General features: G+C 63.0%; 11 protein-coding genes. 5 read left to right on the top strand and 6 right to left on the bottom strand.

Translation table 11 applies throughout. The annotated features are described in order from the left end of the window. Nucleotides 1-91 precede the first annotated feature (91 nt). Nucleotides 92-475 carry a VOC family protein gene (locus tag ABWP89_RS13240; protein WP_353229834.1) on the top strand — a complete coding sequence of 128 codons (384 nt, stop codon included), beginning with the start codon at nt 92-94 and terminating at the stop codon, nt 473-475. Between the two features lie 7 nt (nt 476-482). On the opposite strand, the gene ABWP89_RS13245 is transcribed toward ABWP89_RS13240, so the two are convergent. From ABWP89_RS13245 to ABWP89_RS13265, 5 genes are all read right to left on the bottom strand, one after another. Further along, nucleotides 483-881, bottom strand: a complete 399-nt coding sequence (locus ABWP89_RS13245) for a hypothetical protein (RefSeq protein WP_353229836.1) — start codon at nt 879-881, stop codon at nt 483-485. 112 nt (nt 882-993) lie between these two features. Then, complete coding sequence (locus tag ABWP89_RS13250; protein ID WP_353229838.1) at nt 994-3366, bottom strand: PAS domain S-box protein; 2373 nt, start codon at nt 3364-3366, stop codon at nt 994-996. Further along, nucleotides 3359-3730 (bottom strand): response regulator, encoded by a 372-nt coding sequence (locus ABWP89_RS13255; RefSeq protein WP_353229840.1) that lies wholly within the window; start codon nt 3728-3730, stop codon nt 3359-3361. Before ABWP89_RS13255 ends, ABWP89_RS13250 begins: the two co-directional genes overlap by 8 nt. Nucleotides 3731-3846: 116 nt before the next feature. Continuing rightward, nucleotides 3847-6138, bottom strand: a complete 2292-nt coding sequence (locus tag ABWP89_RS13260; RefSeq protein WP_353229841.1) for a TonB-dependent receptor — start codon at nt 6136-6138, stop codon at nt 3847-3849. A 138-nt stretch (nt 6139-6276) separates the two neighbouring features. Then, nucleotides 6277-7443 (bottom strand): MFS transporter, encoded by a 1167-nt coding sequence (locus ABWP89_RS13265; protein ID WP_353229842.1) that lies wholly within the window; start codon nt 7441-7443, stop codon nt 6277-6279. A 405-nt stretch (nt 7444-7848) separates the two neighbouring features. Here ABWP89_RS13265 and qhpR point away from each other — a divergent pair, with 405 nt between their 5' ends. Together qhpR and ABWP89_RS13275 are read left to right on the top strand one after the other, a co-directional pair. After that, nucleotides 7849-8904, top strand: coding sequence for an AraC-like transcriptional regulator QhpR (gene qhpR, locus ABWP89_RS13270; RefSeq protein WP_353229843.1), 1056 nt, complete (start codon nt 7849-7851; stop codon nt 8902-8904). Then, nucleotides 8904-9743, top strand: a complete 840-nt coding sequence (locus ABWP89_RS13275; RefSeq protein ID WP_353229845.1) for a type 1 glutamine amidotransferase — start codon at nt 8904-8906, stop codon at nt 9741-9743. The genes qhpR and ABWP89_RS13275 overlap by 1 nt, the downstream gene beginning before the upstream one ends. A 32-nt stretch (nt 9744-9775) precedes the next feature. Here the strand turns inward: ABWP89_RS13275 and ABWP89_RS13280 are convergent, their stop codons facing one another. Then, nucleotides 9776-10633: a 3,4-dihydroxyphenylacetate 2,3-dioxygenase gene (locus ABWP89_RS13280; protein WP_353229846.1), complete on the bottom strand. Its 858-nt coding sequence runs from the start codon at nt 10631-10633 to the stop codon at nt 9776-9778. Between the two features lie 156 nt (nt 10634-10789). On the opposite strand from ABWP89_RS13280, the gene ABWP89_RS13285 reads away from it, so the two are divergent. Together ABWP89_RS13285 and ABWP89_RS13290 are read left to right on the top strand one after the other, a co-directional pair. Continuing rightward, nucleotides 10790-12055 carry a cytochrome P450 gene (locus ABWP89_RS13285; RefSeq protein WP_353229897.1) on the top strand — a complete coding sequence of 422 codons (1266 nt, stop codon included), beginning with the start codon at nt 10790-10792 and terminating at the stop codon, nt 12053-12055. Nucleotides 12056-12079: 24 nt separating this feature from the next. Next, nucleotides 12080-13405: a type I glutamate--ammonia ligase gene (locus tag ABWP89_RS13290; RefSeq protein ID WP_353229847.1), complete on the top strand. Its 1326-nt coding sequence runs from the start codon at nt 12080-12082 to the stop codon at nt 13403-13405. Nucleotides 13406-13411: the final 6 nt, after the last annotated feature.

The following is a 13411-nucleotide window of genomic DNA, read 5'->3' on the forward strand; positions in this document are numbered from 1 at the left end:
GTCGGGTGGGGAGGCGGGGCGGGCGGTATGAGTTCACGTCAGTGAACTTTGGTATGATGCGTCGGTCGCCATCCGTGCAAGGATCTGAACCATGCCGCAAAGGTTGATCCTGACCGCGCTGGTTGTGCGCGACTATGATGAAGCGATTGCCTATTTTACCGACATACTGGGCTTTGCCTTGCGCCACGATACCGCGCTGGGTTCCGGGAAGAGGTGGGTGGTGGTGGCCCCCCCGGGCTCAGCGGCAGGACTGCTGCTGGCGCGCGCCGCCGATGACCGGCAACGCGGTGCGATTGGCGACCAAAGCGGCGGCCGGGTCTTCCTGTTTCTGGAAACCGACGATTTCTGGCGCGATCATGCCGCCTATACCGATCGTGGCGTGCGCTTTGTCGAAGCGCCACGGCGTGAATCCTATGGCACGGTCGCGGTGTTCGAAGATCTTTACGGCAACCGCTGGGACCTGATCGGGCCATAAATACCGGTCAGAACTGGATGCGCGCCATCAATTCCTGCAACGTGCGGGCCATCCAGTCGGCGTCAACATGCTGAAAATCGGCCGATATCGCCGCGCCGGGGGTCAGCGCATATTTGCTGCGGCCAACCTCTTCGGCATTGATCATCGCGTGGCCCCGTTCCAGCCACATGACCACGCCGACCACGCGAAAACTGTGCACTTTCAGCACGAAGCGCTTGATGTCGGTGCTGGCGCCTTCTTCGGTCAGTTCAAAATCGTCACGGTCGGCGATGGCGGCATGGGCCAGTTCGACCAGTTTCGCCAGCATTGGCCCTTCGGTCTTGGCCCAGCGCTGGCGTTCGTACTGCACGCCATCGACGCCTTGCGAAATCCGGTCGCATTCGTTGTGAAAACTGTCCTGGGGCATCGTGGCGCCTTGGCATGTGGACGTGTGGCCATCAGCTGGCAGCGCGCGGGTCCAACGCGAACACCAGGCCGGCGATAGCACCAAGACCTGAAGGACAGGTTGCGCCTGGTGTCTAAATTTCCTGGTTGATCTCGATCGCCTGCAGGCACGCGGTCATGGCGTTGAGCCAGTTTTGCGCAGTTGGCGCATCGGCGTTGCCGCCGGCCAGTTCCAGCCCGGCGCCGATTTCGGTCAGGCGGTCAAACCCGAACATCCCGCCGGCGCCGCACAACTGGTGGCCCAGCGTCGTGACCGCATCAAAATTACGGGTGTCGAGGCCACCTTGCATGGTGGCGACATTGGCCCGGCAGCGGGTCAGGAACCGGGCGATCATCGGCGGCTTCACCGGGTTTTGCACAGCAGGGGTCGCGATGGCCATGTGGTCGTTGGCGGCCGATCCGTGCCGCACCGGTTTGCGGCTGTCGCGGATTGCACGCAACAGCACCGCCTGCTTGATCGGCTTGGTCAGGAACACGGTGCAGCCCGCCGAAAGGCACATTTCGCGATCGCCTTTCAGGGCCGCAGCGGTCAGGGCGATGATCGGGGTCGCCACGCGGCCATTTTCGGCCTCCCACGCGCGGATCGTTTTGGTCGCGGTCAGGCCGTCCATGACCGGCATCTGCCGGTCCATCAGCACCAGATCAAAATGTCCGCTTTTGAACAAGTCGCAGGCGATGGCGCCGGTTTCAGCAATTTCGATAACGAACGGCGTGTGTTCCAGATAGGCCAGGATGATCGTGCAATTGTCGGGCGAATCATCGGCCAGCAGGACGCGCAAGGGTGGCCAGACGTGGTCGCGGATCATATCGACCGGCTCTGCGGCAAAGGGATCGGTCGGCACCCACAATTCGAACGGCAGAAAGAATGAAAAGACACTGCCGGTGCCGGTATCGCTCTGCACCCGGATTTGCCCGCCCATCAATTCGACCAGCTGGCGGCAGATGGTCAGCCCCAACCCGGACCCGCCGAACCGCCTGGTCATCGATGTATCCGCCTGGCTGAAGCGTTCGAACACGCCGTCCAGCTTGTCGGCGGGGATGCCGATACCGGTATCGGTGACCGTGAACTGCAACGTTGGTGATCCAACCGCGCCGGGCGTCCCATCCGGCACCAGCGCCACGTCCAGCGTGACACTTCCCGCCATGGTGAACTTGATCGCGTTCCCCAGCAGGTTCAACATCACCTGGCACAACCGGGCCGGGTCGCCGACCAGCTTCGCCGGCACGTCGGGCGCAATGGTGATCGCCAGCGCCAGCCCTTTTTCCAGCGCGCGCGGCCCCACCATTTCGGCCATCTTGTCCAGCTGATCGGGCAGCGAAAACCCGGTGCGTTCCAGTTCCAGCTGTAACGCTTCAACCTTTGACAGGTCGAGAATGTCGTTGATCAGATTCAGCAGGTTTTCGCCGGACCGTTGAAAGATCGTGACATATTTTTGCTGATCGGGTGACAGCGGGGTCTGTGCCAGCAGGTCGGCAATGCCCATGATCGAATGCATCGGGGTGCGGATTTCGTGGCTCATGCTGGCCAGGAAATCCGATTTGGTGCGGCTGGCGCTTTCGGCGGCGGCCTTGGCCTGTTTCAGTTCGGCTTCGACCCGGTTGCGTTCGGTCACATCGCGCGCGGCGGCAAACACGCCCTGCAGGTTGCGCCCGCGATCGTAAAATGTGGTGGCGTTGTACGACACCACGGTTTGCCGCCCGTCGCGGTCGCGCGCGGTCAGTTCGTAATCGGTGACCTTTTTGTCGCGCAACACCAGCGTGATACCCGCAGCGGCGCGGGCCGGATCGGTGAACAGATCCTTGAACGGCGCGCCGATCAATTCGTCACGGGTGCAGCCGGTCAGCGCCTCCATCTGCTTGTTCACATCGGTGATCACGCCCGCCGGATCGGTGGTCATCAGCGCATCGATGTTGGATTCGATCAGCGACCGGGTGTAAAATTGCTGGTCGCGCAACCGCTGGTCCAGCTTTTTCTGTTCCGCCTCAACCAGTTTGCGCGCGGTGTTGTCGGTGCCGATCAGCAGATAGCCGATGATGGCGTGCTGTTCATCGCGCAATGCGGTGACCGACACCACCGCCGGCAAACGGCTGCCATCCTTGCGAAGATACGTCAGTTCATAAATATCCTCGATCCCGCGCGACGCCTTGAATACCAGCGCTTCAAACCCGGGGGAGATCGGCGTGGCCAGTTCCAGGCTTAACGATCGGGCGCGTTCGATCAGCTCTTCGGGGTCGGAAATGTCGGCCGGGGTGATGCGGTTGAGCACTTCGGTCGCGGTATAGCCCAGCATGCGTTCCGCGCCGACGTTGAAGATCTGGATCACCCCGCGGGCGTCGGTGGCGATGCTGGAAAAATTGGCGCTGTTGAAAATGGCGTCCTGCAACGCCCCGGCTTTCAGCAATATGTCTTCGGCGGATTGGGCAACGGGCAACAGGGGGTCAAGCATGCTCGATCGTGCGCTCGATTGCCGCGCTCAGCGCGGCCCGGGTATAGGGCTTTTCCAGCAGGATCGCTTCGGGGCGCAATGCACGCAACTGCGCCATGCTGCCGCTGACCAGGATATGCGGGATGAACCGGGTCTGCATGATCAGATCGACCGCATCGACCCCGCTGCCCGGGCTCAACCGGAAATCGACGATCAACAGTTCGGGTTGAAACTGGCGAGCGGCCGCAACCGTCGCCGCCTGCGAAACGGTCACCGCGCAAACCGTGTGGCCCATCCCGACCAGAATGTCGCACAGCAGCTCGGCGATCAGCTCATCGTCTTCGGCCACCAGGATATTCAGGTATTTTTGGTCTGGCATTGTCATTCGCACCACGGATCAGGAAGAGAAACGTGGTAGGCCAGCCGCGGGCAATTGCACCCTGCGGAATATACTCATGCCCGCACAGCCCCGTGCGCGCAGGGGGCTGTGCGGCGCCGGTTTCAGTACCGCAGGGTAATGCTGGCCCCCCAGGTGCGCGGTTTGGCATAAGTCTGGTTGCTGGCGCCCAGCAGGCCGGACAGGTCCAGGTTGTACACCCGGTACCATTTGTCGGTAACATTGGTGACGAACCCGGCCATTTCGACTTTGCCGTCCATCACCGCATAGGTCACCCGCACATTGCCGATGGTGCGCGCGGGTTCATAGTCGACGGGGGCGTTGTTGGTTTCAAAATAGCTGCCGGATTCGTGTTTCCAGTCGGTGCCCAGGCCCAGCACGCCGGGGCCGACGGGGAACTGGTAATGCGCCTGGGCTCCTATTGCGAATTCGGGCGCCTGGGGCAGCACGCGGTCGGTGACAAAGCCGTCGGGCAGCGTGATGCCCTTTACCTTTGACGACAGCACGGTGACGAATGTGCCCAGATACAGCCCTTTGACCGGTCGCGTGTCGAGCGCGAGTTCTGCACCGTGGTTATAGGCCTGATGGTTGGAAATGTACTGGTTGACGCCGATATTCTGAAACGCCTGATAATTGGCGTAATTGTAAAAGAATGCCGATCCGTTCAGATGCGTGGTGCGGTTGAACAACGTCAGTTTGAACCCGGCTTCCCAGTTGGTCAGCACTTCCTGTTTGAACGGGATCGCCTGCACCAGCGCCTGCCCGGTGGCGACCGAGGTCGCCGGGTCATCGGTATAGGGCGCCGGGCTGGACACCGTGCCGAACCCGCCCGCCTTGGTGCCGCGGTTGACCGAGGCATAGATCAGCGTGTTGGCATCGGGCTTGTAATCCACCTCTGCCTTGCCCGACCAGTTGTTGAATGTGGCAAAGCGCAACGGCGCCACCGCCGGGATGGTGGTGGCCCAATCGAACAGCAATGTGCCATTCGAATAATCCTGAAATTCGATGTGTTTGCGATCATGCGAATAGCGCAGGCCGCCGATCACCGACACCGTGGGCGTGACGGCATATTCCATCTGCGCAAACGCGGCGAGCGAGGTGGTGTTCTGCGTGCCGCCATAGTTCAGCGTGCCGATGCCGGGATAGGTATTGGCCGGGCTGACCACCTGGTACTGGTTGGCGGTGTGGATGTTCATTGCATAGAGCCCGGCCACCCAGTTCAGCTGCGCAGTCTTGCCCGACAGGCGCAATTCCTGCGACAACTGGGTCATGCGCTGGTGCGTGTCATAGTGGAAAATGGCGTTGGGCGACATGTCGGAATCTTCGCCGTAATCCTTGGCCAGATGCTGGTAATCGGAAATTGATGCCAGCTCTGCCCCACCGAAATCGTGGGTATAACGCGCGCTGACATCCCAGAACGTGCGGTCGAACGCGCCCACGCGGTCTTCGCTTTGCACAAACGGGCTGCCCGAATGGTTGGTATAGCCATTGGCATCGGCGCCCTGGCCGGCATCGGTATAGGGCGCACCCGGATTGCCGCCCGGCACATGCGCGGCATAATCACCCAGGAAATGGTTGGCCGGGTCGGGATAGGTCGCGGCCCAGGAATAGGCACCGCTGCGTTCGTGATCGTTGCGCAGCGCCTGCACCTTTACCACCAGCTTGTCCGCCGGGCTCAGGTCAGCGGCGATCTGCCCGCGCAGGCCATAGAATTTGGTGTTGCCCAGGCTTGGCCCCATGGTGTTGCGGACATAGCCACCCATATTGTTGGTGGTGAACGAAAACCGCGCGCGCACATTGTCGGACAGCGCGCCGCTGACCGCGCCTTCGGTCGCGACCTGGCCATAGGAACCGGTGGTCAGCGTCACGAACGCTTCGGTGCGGGCAGTGGGCTTGGCCGAAACGAACTGCACCAGCCCGCCGGTGGCATTGCGGCCAAACAGCGTGCCCTGCGGCCCGCGCAGCACTTCGACGCGTTCCAGATCGAAATTCATGCCGGTGATCGCGCCCAGCGAACCGATATAAACCTCGTCGTCATAGAACGCGATCGGCGCTTCCTGCGCGTCGGTAAAATCGTTTTGCGACACGCCGCGAATGTTGAACACGGTGATCGTCGGCGAATACTGGTTAACCTCCAGATTGGGGACCTGGCCCGCCAGCGCGGTCACGTCCTGGCGCCCCAGCGCGGCCAGCGCGTCCTTGCCCAGCGCGGTCACGGCAATGCCGATTTTCTGCGCGCTTTGTTCGCGTTTCTGCGCGGTGACGACGATTTCACCCGGTTCCGGGGTGACCGCGGCGGGCGGCGCGGCATCCGCCGCCCGTGCTGCGTGCGGCATTACGCCAATTGCCAGCGCGAAAATCGCCGATTGCGCGCAAAGAGTGCCTTTGAATGCCATGATGCCGATAACTCCCCGTTTGATCGGTGGCCGGTGCCGGCACGACCGATCGGACGCTTGTTGCGCCCCGAGATGCCTTCATGAAGCGCGTTTGCAGTGCGATCTTGCCAGATGCGGCCAAATTCGCGGCGGGCGGTATCAGGCCGCCGCGTGCAGGCGGCGATGCGCCGCGCTGGGGATGCGCAGCAGGGCAAAACTGATCAGGAACAGCGCGATGCACACCAGTTCGACCATGCGATAGCTTTTGCCATCGATCAGCGGCGCGGCAATCAGCGGCCCACCGCCCAGACCGACCATCTGCATCGCGATCGCGAACGACATCATCCGGCCCGACTGGTCAAAATCACCGACCCGGCCCAGGATGAACGGCAGGACAAAGTTCCACAGCATGTTGAACCCGCACACCCCGGCGGTAAACAGCGCCAGCCCCGGATGCCCCAGCAGCAGCGCAATGCTGGCCGCGCCGCCCAGAATGCCGAAGGTGATGGCTGCTTCGCGCGGCAGTCGTTCGGCCAGAAACACCGACGCCAGCGCGCCAGCGACGGCGGCGATCTGCGATGCGAACAGCGCATTGGCGACCGGCTGTTCGGCCAGCCCGGCGCTGGTGCCGACCAGAAACAGCACTGCCCAGGCAATCCCCTGCGCAATGTTATAGGCCAGCACCGCCAGCAGCGCGATGGCCAGCAGCGGGACGGGCAACTGGCGCACCCCGGGCCGTGCCACATCGCCGGCGCCATAGCCGTGCGGCACCAGCGGCACGGTGACCAGCGCCAGCGCCGACAGCACGGCGAACACGGCGAACATGCCGGCAATGCCGATCGCATCCAGGATCACCGGCAGATACCACAGCCCGAACGCGCCATAGGTCAGCAGCAGCACCAGATAGAGCGCAACATTGCGTTCGGCGCGCGCGGTCACCCCGACAAAGGTAAAGCTGATCGAAATGATCACCCCTTCGCCAAACCCGGCGAACAGCCGCAACCAGCCGAACAGCGGGCCATGGGTGGCCAAGGCCGATGCCGCGTCACCCACAGCCGCAATCAGCAACCCGCCCGCGACCACCACGCGCCAATCGATGCGGGTGCCGACCAGCGCCATGACGATGGTGGCCAGTCCGACACCCAGCATTTCCAGCCCGACCAGATTGACCGCCGTCGCGTCCGACATCCCCAGGTGGGTGACATAGCCCTGCACGATGCCTGGCTGAATGATGAACGACAGCACGCCGATCGTGCCCAGCACAATCGCGCTGGCGATGGCCGGCAGGCCGTTGACGTTGATCTCCCGCGGTCGGTGCGTGGTCATGCGCGCGCCTTTTTCAAATGTCGGCGGAAAGACCGCCAGCCTTGCCCCTGCCAGCACGCACCATGACGGGCTTGGCCGAAATGGCCAAGTCCACGCGGCATGCTTTGTTGGGTCGTGATTAAAAATATCAAAAAACGATCATTATGATCAATTCGGATGCGTCGCTCTGCGATACCATCGCATCAACAAGCGATTTATTATCAGGTCGCGCGATGCGCGACTCATACCTCCCGCCCCGCCTCCCGCGACGAAGAGCACGAAAACGTCCGGGGGACGTTTTCGCTGAGGAGCCGACCACCAATGATACCATCATGCTGTGGTGGTCGGGTGGGGAGGCGGGGCGGGAGGTATGACTGCACGTCAGTGCAGCTTCGTATAACGCGCACGATGACGGAGAGATTACCCATGCTGCAGGCCACGACAGTGCCGCAACGTACCCATTTCCACCGGGCCACCACCAGCCAGGTCCACGCCAGCGCGCTCAACGGCTGGGACGGGCTGGTCGATGCCGCCGATGTGCCGGAATTGCACGCGCTGCGCGATACCCGGCCGGGCGATATCAGCCGGCCGTCGATCCCGCTGGCCGAATTCGTGCGCTTTTCGGAAAAGATGGTGGCGCGCCGCCGCGATGTGTCGCTGCCGTGGGCGGCGGGCATGCGTTTTGATCTGGCCACCCTTGGCGGCGCGCTGGGTGAACCGGTGCTGGGCGCCACCCGCGTCGGATCGGCCTTGCGCCGGCTGGTCGATCTGTTTGTGGTGCTGCAGGATTGCACCGAAATGACGCTTCATCGCGACGGCGACATGGCTGCGGTCAGCTATCGCATTCTCGATCCCGACATCTGGCCGCGCCACCACGACGCGGTGTTTACGCTGGGCATTGTCGCGCAGATCATTTTGCGCGGGCAGGGTGCGGGTGCGACGGCCGGCGCGTGGGACAAAGTTGAATTCGTGTTCGAGGCGGAGGCCCATGACCTGCCCGGGCCGATGGGCAAAGTGCTGAATGCGCCGTGCAGTTTTGGCGGCGATACCAACCAGATGCGCTTTCCCGCCGCACTGCTCGATCTGGCCTTGCCGGTGGAGCGGCCCAACAATGATCTGAGCCTGGTCAACCGCGCGATTGTTGAACACCGGCGCCGCACGCCGCTGGTGGAACGGCTGGCGCAGGCGGTATGGCGCGATCTGAACTGCCGCCCGATCGAACAGGACCGGCTGGCGCGCGAAATCGGCATGTCAGCGCGCACCATGCGGCGCAAACTGGCCGAAGAAGCCAGCTCGTTTCAGGAAGTGCTGGATGAATGCCGCATGCGCCAGGCGCTGTTTGAATTCCGCACCCGGCCCGATCTGTCGATTGCCGAAATCGCGCTGCGGCTGGGCTATGCCGAACACAGCAATTTCACCCGCGCGTTTCACCGCTGGAGCGGGGTTTCACCGCATTGTTACCGCCTGCAGATGGCGCACTGATGACACGTCTGCTGCTGCTGGAGGGCAATCCGGCCGATCGCCGTGCCATCGCTCGCGAACGCGGCGTGCGCTGGTCAAGCGACATCTATGCCCAGGCGATATCGGCGCATTTTCCCGATCTTGAGCTGGAGGTGGCCTATGCCGCCGACCCCGGCGAAGGCCTGCCGGCGGGGCGCGGCTGGGCCGACTATGCCGGGCTGGTTATCACCGGTTCGGCGCTGCACGCCTATGACCGCGATCCGGCGGTGACCGGCCAGATCGATCTGATGGAGGCGGCGGCACGCCAGGGTTTGCCCATTTTCGGATCATGCTGGGGCTTGCAGATCGCTGCGATCGCCGCTGGCGGCCGCGTGGGACGATCGCCGCGCGGGCGCGAGGTGGGTATTGCGCGCAAGATTGCGCTGACAGACGCCGGCCGCGCGCACGCGATGTTCGCTGCAAAGCCGCCGGTGTTCGATTCGCCCTGCATCCATTATGACGAAGTGTCGGCACTGCCACCCCATGCGACGCTGCTGGCCGGCAATGCGCACAGCCCGGTGCAGGCCGCGCTGATCCCGCTGCACAACAGCGTGGTGTGGGGGGTGCAATACCACCCCGAATTCGATCTGGCGCAGATCGCGCAGCTCAACCGGCTGGATCAGGACGACATGATCACACAGGGCTTCTTCGCCGACCACGCCGCGATCGCCGCGCACAACCTGATGCTGGAAACGCTCCACGCCGACCGCAGTCGCGCCGATCTGGCGTGGCAACTGGGCGTGGATGGCGACCTGCTGGACGACCGGACGCGCAGGGCAGAGATTATCGCGTGGGTGGAGGCCGAGGTGCTGAAATCATAGACCAACATCCTCCCCGGTTTCGGGGAGGACGTTCAGATCATGTCGAACCACACGTGGACCTGGCTGGTGCCGGTGGCGTTTTCGTAGTCTGAAAACTGGCGGCCTTTGGCCTTCCAGTCGCGGCCACCGCAGGCCGCCGCCATCATCAGGTAATGGCCAAATCGCGCTTCGGGCACATGCGCCAGGTATTCGGGCATGGTGTCGATTACCGCGGCGTGGTTGCCTTCGGCAAACCAGCGCAGGCGTTCGTAATCGGCCTCACGCGCTTCGGGGCGAGAGATGTGGATGGGGTCCGATGCCTCGTGCAGCGGAATATCGCGGAATGACCAGAACCGGTGGCTCATCGATCCGCTGGCGATCAGCACCACGCGTTGGTCGCTGGCGGCGATCGCTGCGCCGATGCCCCTGCCCACGGCCAGAAAATCCTCCGGGTCGGCAGAATAGGCGTGGCTGACCGACAACCATTGTTCGCTGCCCTGCAGAAATGTCGACAGGTTGACCGTGGGATAGTGGATCGGCAGCCACGGATCATCGATCGCGTTGGTGCGCACGCCGGCGGCAGTGGCGTGGTCTGCCATCGATTGCGCCAGCACAGGGTTGCCCGGCAGATCATAGCGGATCTGGCGCATCCCGCGCGGCAGTTCGTCCGATGTGAACAGCCCCGACCGCCGCGTGTGCGCGGTCACACAGAATTCCACGATGGTGAACCAGTGTGTATCGAACAGCACGATCACATCGGGTTTCAGCACGTCCAGCACTTCGCTTTTCAGCCGGTGCAGCCCGGGCACCAGGCTGATTTCCTTGCCTTCGTTCAGCGCAAAGCGGTCTTCGCGCGACATCATGATGGTGGGCGCATGCGCGACCAGCCCGGCTCCGATGATTTCGCCCATATGTTCGGTTCCCTGCTGCCCAGACGGCAATTGTGTGATGGCGGTTGTAGCCGCGCCGCGCACAGATCGGAACAGGTGGGGCGATATCTGTCCGCTTATGCCAAGTACGGGCGGCCCCGCCCGGTCTAGCTGGCAATCATTCAGGGAGATGCCGTGATGCCTTATGCCTTTTCCCGTTCGACCGACCCGCACGTCGATCTGTCGTCGCAGGATGCGTTCAACCACGGCGCCCCGTTTGCGACATTTGACCGCATGCGCCGCGAAACGCCGATGGCCTGGTCGGACATGGCCAATGGTGATCGCGGGTTCTGGTCGGTGACGCGCCATGCCGACTTGCTCGATCTCAACCGCCAGGCCGATCTGCTGTCGTCGGCCAAGGGCATCCGCATGGAGGACCAGTCGGAAGAGGAATATGAGGCGCGCAAGACCTTTCAGGAAACCGATGCGCCGATGCACCGCGCGTTTCGCGCGCTGGCGTCAAAGGCGTTTTCCAAATCGACCGTCGCCGGGTTCGACGGGCAGATCCGCACGATCGTGACCGATCTGCTCGATGTCGCGCTGGCAGAGGGTGAATTCGATGCGGTCGATCGCATTGCCCGGCGCCTGCCGATGCAGATGCTGGCGCAGATCATGGGCGTGCCGGTGGCTGACGGGCCCATGTTGGTCGAACTGGGCGATGCGCTGATTTCCAACTCAGACCCCGATTATACCGATTTCGTGATCGATCAGGTGGATACGGAGGCCTATCGCCTGCTGCCGTTCCGTTCACCCGCGGCGGTAAAGCTGTTCGATTATGCCAACGACCTGCTCGACCGCATGGATGCCGGCGAACAGATCGGCGTGCTCAACCTGGTGCGCCAGACCACCAGCCACGGCACGCAGATGTCGCGCGATGAATTTCGCAATTTCTTTTGCCTGCTGGTCGCGGCCGGCAACGACACCACGCGCTACAGCATTTCGGCCACCATCCATGCGCTGGCCAACCACCCGCACCTGTTGCGGCAGCTGCAGGCGGGTGACTTTACCGATTGGGAAAGCGCGGCGGATGAAATGATCCGCTGGGCATCGCCCACATCGCATTTCCGCCGCACCGCGACGCGCGATTTCACCTTTCATGATCAACAGGTGCGCGCCGGCGACAAAGTCGTGCTGTGGTTCCTGTCGGGCAACCGCGATGAAACCGCGATTTCCGATCCTTACACGCTGCATCTGGATCGCCCGCGCAATCCGTTCCTGTCGTTCGGGCAGGGCGGGCCGCATATCTGCCTGGGCATGTGGCTGGCCAAGCTGGAAGTGGCGATCGTGTTGCAGGAACTGGCCAGGCGCATCGATACGATCGAACAAGTTGCCGACCACAGCTATTTGCGATCCAATTTCATTCACGGCATCAAACACCTGCCAGTGCGCGTCAAACCACGCTGAAAACAAAGTGCATCGGGGAGAACCATGAACAGCCTGTCACCCATTGCCGCCGATGCAACGCGCAGCGTCGCGTTCGAACGCGCGCGATTGCTGTTTGCCGATCAGCTTAATCTGGCGCGCGGCAAATATGTGCCGATGATCGAGGCGGCCAAGGGCCACGCGCGGTTTTGCGTGGGCACTTATGCCGTGACCTATGACCGCACGCTGGTGGCGGCGCCCGGCGGCGGGCTGCTCGACGGGCTGCCCGATATGGAAATGCACTTTGATCCCGATACCTTGCGCCCTTCGTGGGAAGCAGGCACGCGGATCGCGCTGGGGCAAATGCAGTTCAAGGGCGCGCCGTTTCCGCTGTGCGGGCGGGGCGCGCTGATCCGCGCGATCGCGGCGTGGCGCGCACACGGGCTGGAACCGATGGTGGGCATCGAGATGGAGGCCTATGTGTTTCAGCGCGGCCCCGATGGCGGCTGGGTGCCCTATGATACGCCGGGCTCGTTCGTCTATGGCACCGGCCCGTTCACCGATCCCGCCGGGCTGGTCGATACGATCTGGGAGGCGGCACACGCCTGCAACATCCCGATCGAATCGATGAATGCCGAATACGATGCGCCGCAGTTCGAACTGACCTTGCGCTTTGCCGACGCGCTGAAGGCCGCCGATGACGCGTTCCTGTTCCGCCAGATGGCGCGCGAATTGCTGTTGCGCAAAGGCTATCTGCTGTCGTTCCTGCCCAAACCGTTTGCCGACAAAAGCGGCAGCGGGCTGCATTTCAACATCAGCTTTCGCGACAAAGATGGCCGCAACGTGTTTGCCGATGATGTCGCCAGCGGCACGCTGTCGCCCGTCATGCGCGGCGCAATCGCCGGCATGCTGCACCATCATGAGGCGCTGGCCGCGATCCTGGCGCCCACCATCAACAGTTATGCCCGGCTGCAACCCGCCAGCCTGTCGGGATACTGGGCCAACTGGGGCATCGATCACCGCAGCGTGACCGTGCGCGTATCGGCCGAAACCGGCGCCGCGGCGCGGATCGAACACCGCATGGCCGATTGCGCAGCCAGCCCTTATGTGGCGATTGCCGCGCTGTTGCAGGCGGCATTGCTGGGCGTGGAGGCGGGCATGGACCCCGGGGCGCCTGAAACCGATGACGGGCTGGAAACGATCAACACCGACCGCCACACGCCGCACGATCTGGGGGCCGCGCTCGATGCGCTGGCGGCGGATTCTGTGCTGACCGAGGCGGTCGGCGCGGACCTGATCGCCAATTTCATCGCGATCAAGCGCCAGGAACTGGAGACGGTCAGCGCGCTCGATGATGCTGGCCAGATTGCCTATTACCTGCCCTATATCTGAAGGCAT

Origin of the sequence: Novosphingobium sp. (assembly GCF_040398825.1) — a bacterium.
In the GTDB taxonomy this organism is placed as follows: Bacteria; Pseudomonadota; Alphaproteobacteria; order Sphingomonadales; family Sphingomonadaceae; genus Novosphingobium.

Excerpts from the sequence above, each read along its gene's own strand:
- ABWP89_RS13240 (WP_353229834.1), top strand. The coding sequence starts at position 92 with ATGCCGCAAAGGTTGATCCTGACCGCGCTGGTTGTGCGCGACTATGAT.
- ABWP89_RS13245 (WP_353229836.1), bottom strand. The coding sequence starts at position 881 with ATGCCCCAGGACAGTTTTCACAACGAATGCGACCGGATTTCGCAAGGC.
- ABWP89_RS13250 (WP_353229838.1), bottom strand. The coding sequence starts at position 3,366 with ATGCTTGACCCCCTGTTGCCCGTTGCCCAATCCGCCGAAGACATATTG.
- ABWP89_RS13255 (WP_353229840.1), bottom strand. The coding sequence starts at position 3,730 with ATGACAATGCCAGACCAAAAATACCTGAATATCCTGGTGGCCGAAGAC.
- ABWP89_RS13260 (WP_353229841.1), bottom strand. The coding sequence starts at position 6,138 with ATGGCATTCAAAGGCACTCTTTGCGCGCAATCGGCGATTTTCGCGCTG.
- ABWP89_RS13265 (WP_353229842.1), bottom strand. The coding sequence starts at position 7,443 with ATGACCACGCACCGACCGCGGGAGATCAACGTCAACGGCCTGCCGGCC.
- qhpR (WP_353229843.1), top strand. The coding sequence starts at position 7,849 with ATGCTGCAGGCCACGACAGTGCCGCAACGTACCCATTTCCACCGGGCC.
- ABWP89_RS13275 (WP_353229845.1), top strand. The coding sequence starts at position 8,904 with ATGACACGTCTGCTGCTGCTGGAGGGCAATCCGGCCGATCGCCGTGCC.
- ABWP89_RS13280 (WP_353229846.1), bottom strand. The coding sequence starts at position 10,633 with ATGGGCGAAATCATCGGAGCCGGGCTGGTCGCGCATGCGCCCACCATC.
- ABWP89_RS13285 (WP_353229897.1), top strand. The coding sequence starts at position 10,790 with ATGCCTTATGCCTTTTCCCGTTCGACCGACCCGCACGTCGATCTGTCG.
- ABWP89_RS13290 (WP_353229847.1), top strand. The coding sequence starts at position 12,080 with ATGAACAGCCTGTCACCCATTGCCGCCGATGCAACGCGCAGCGTCGCG.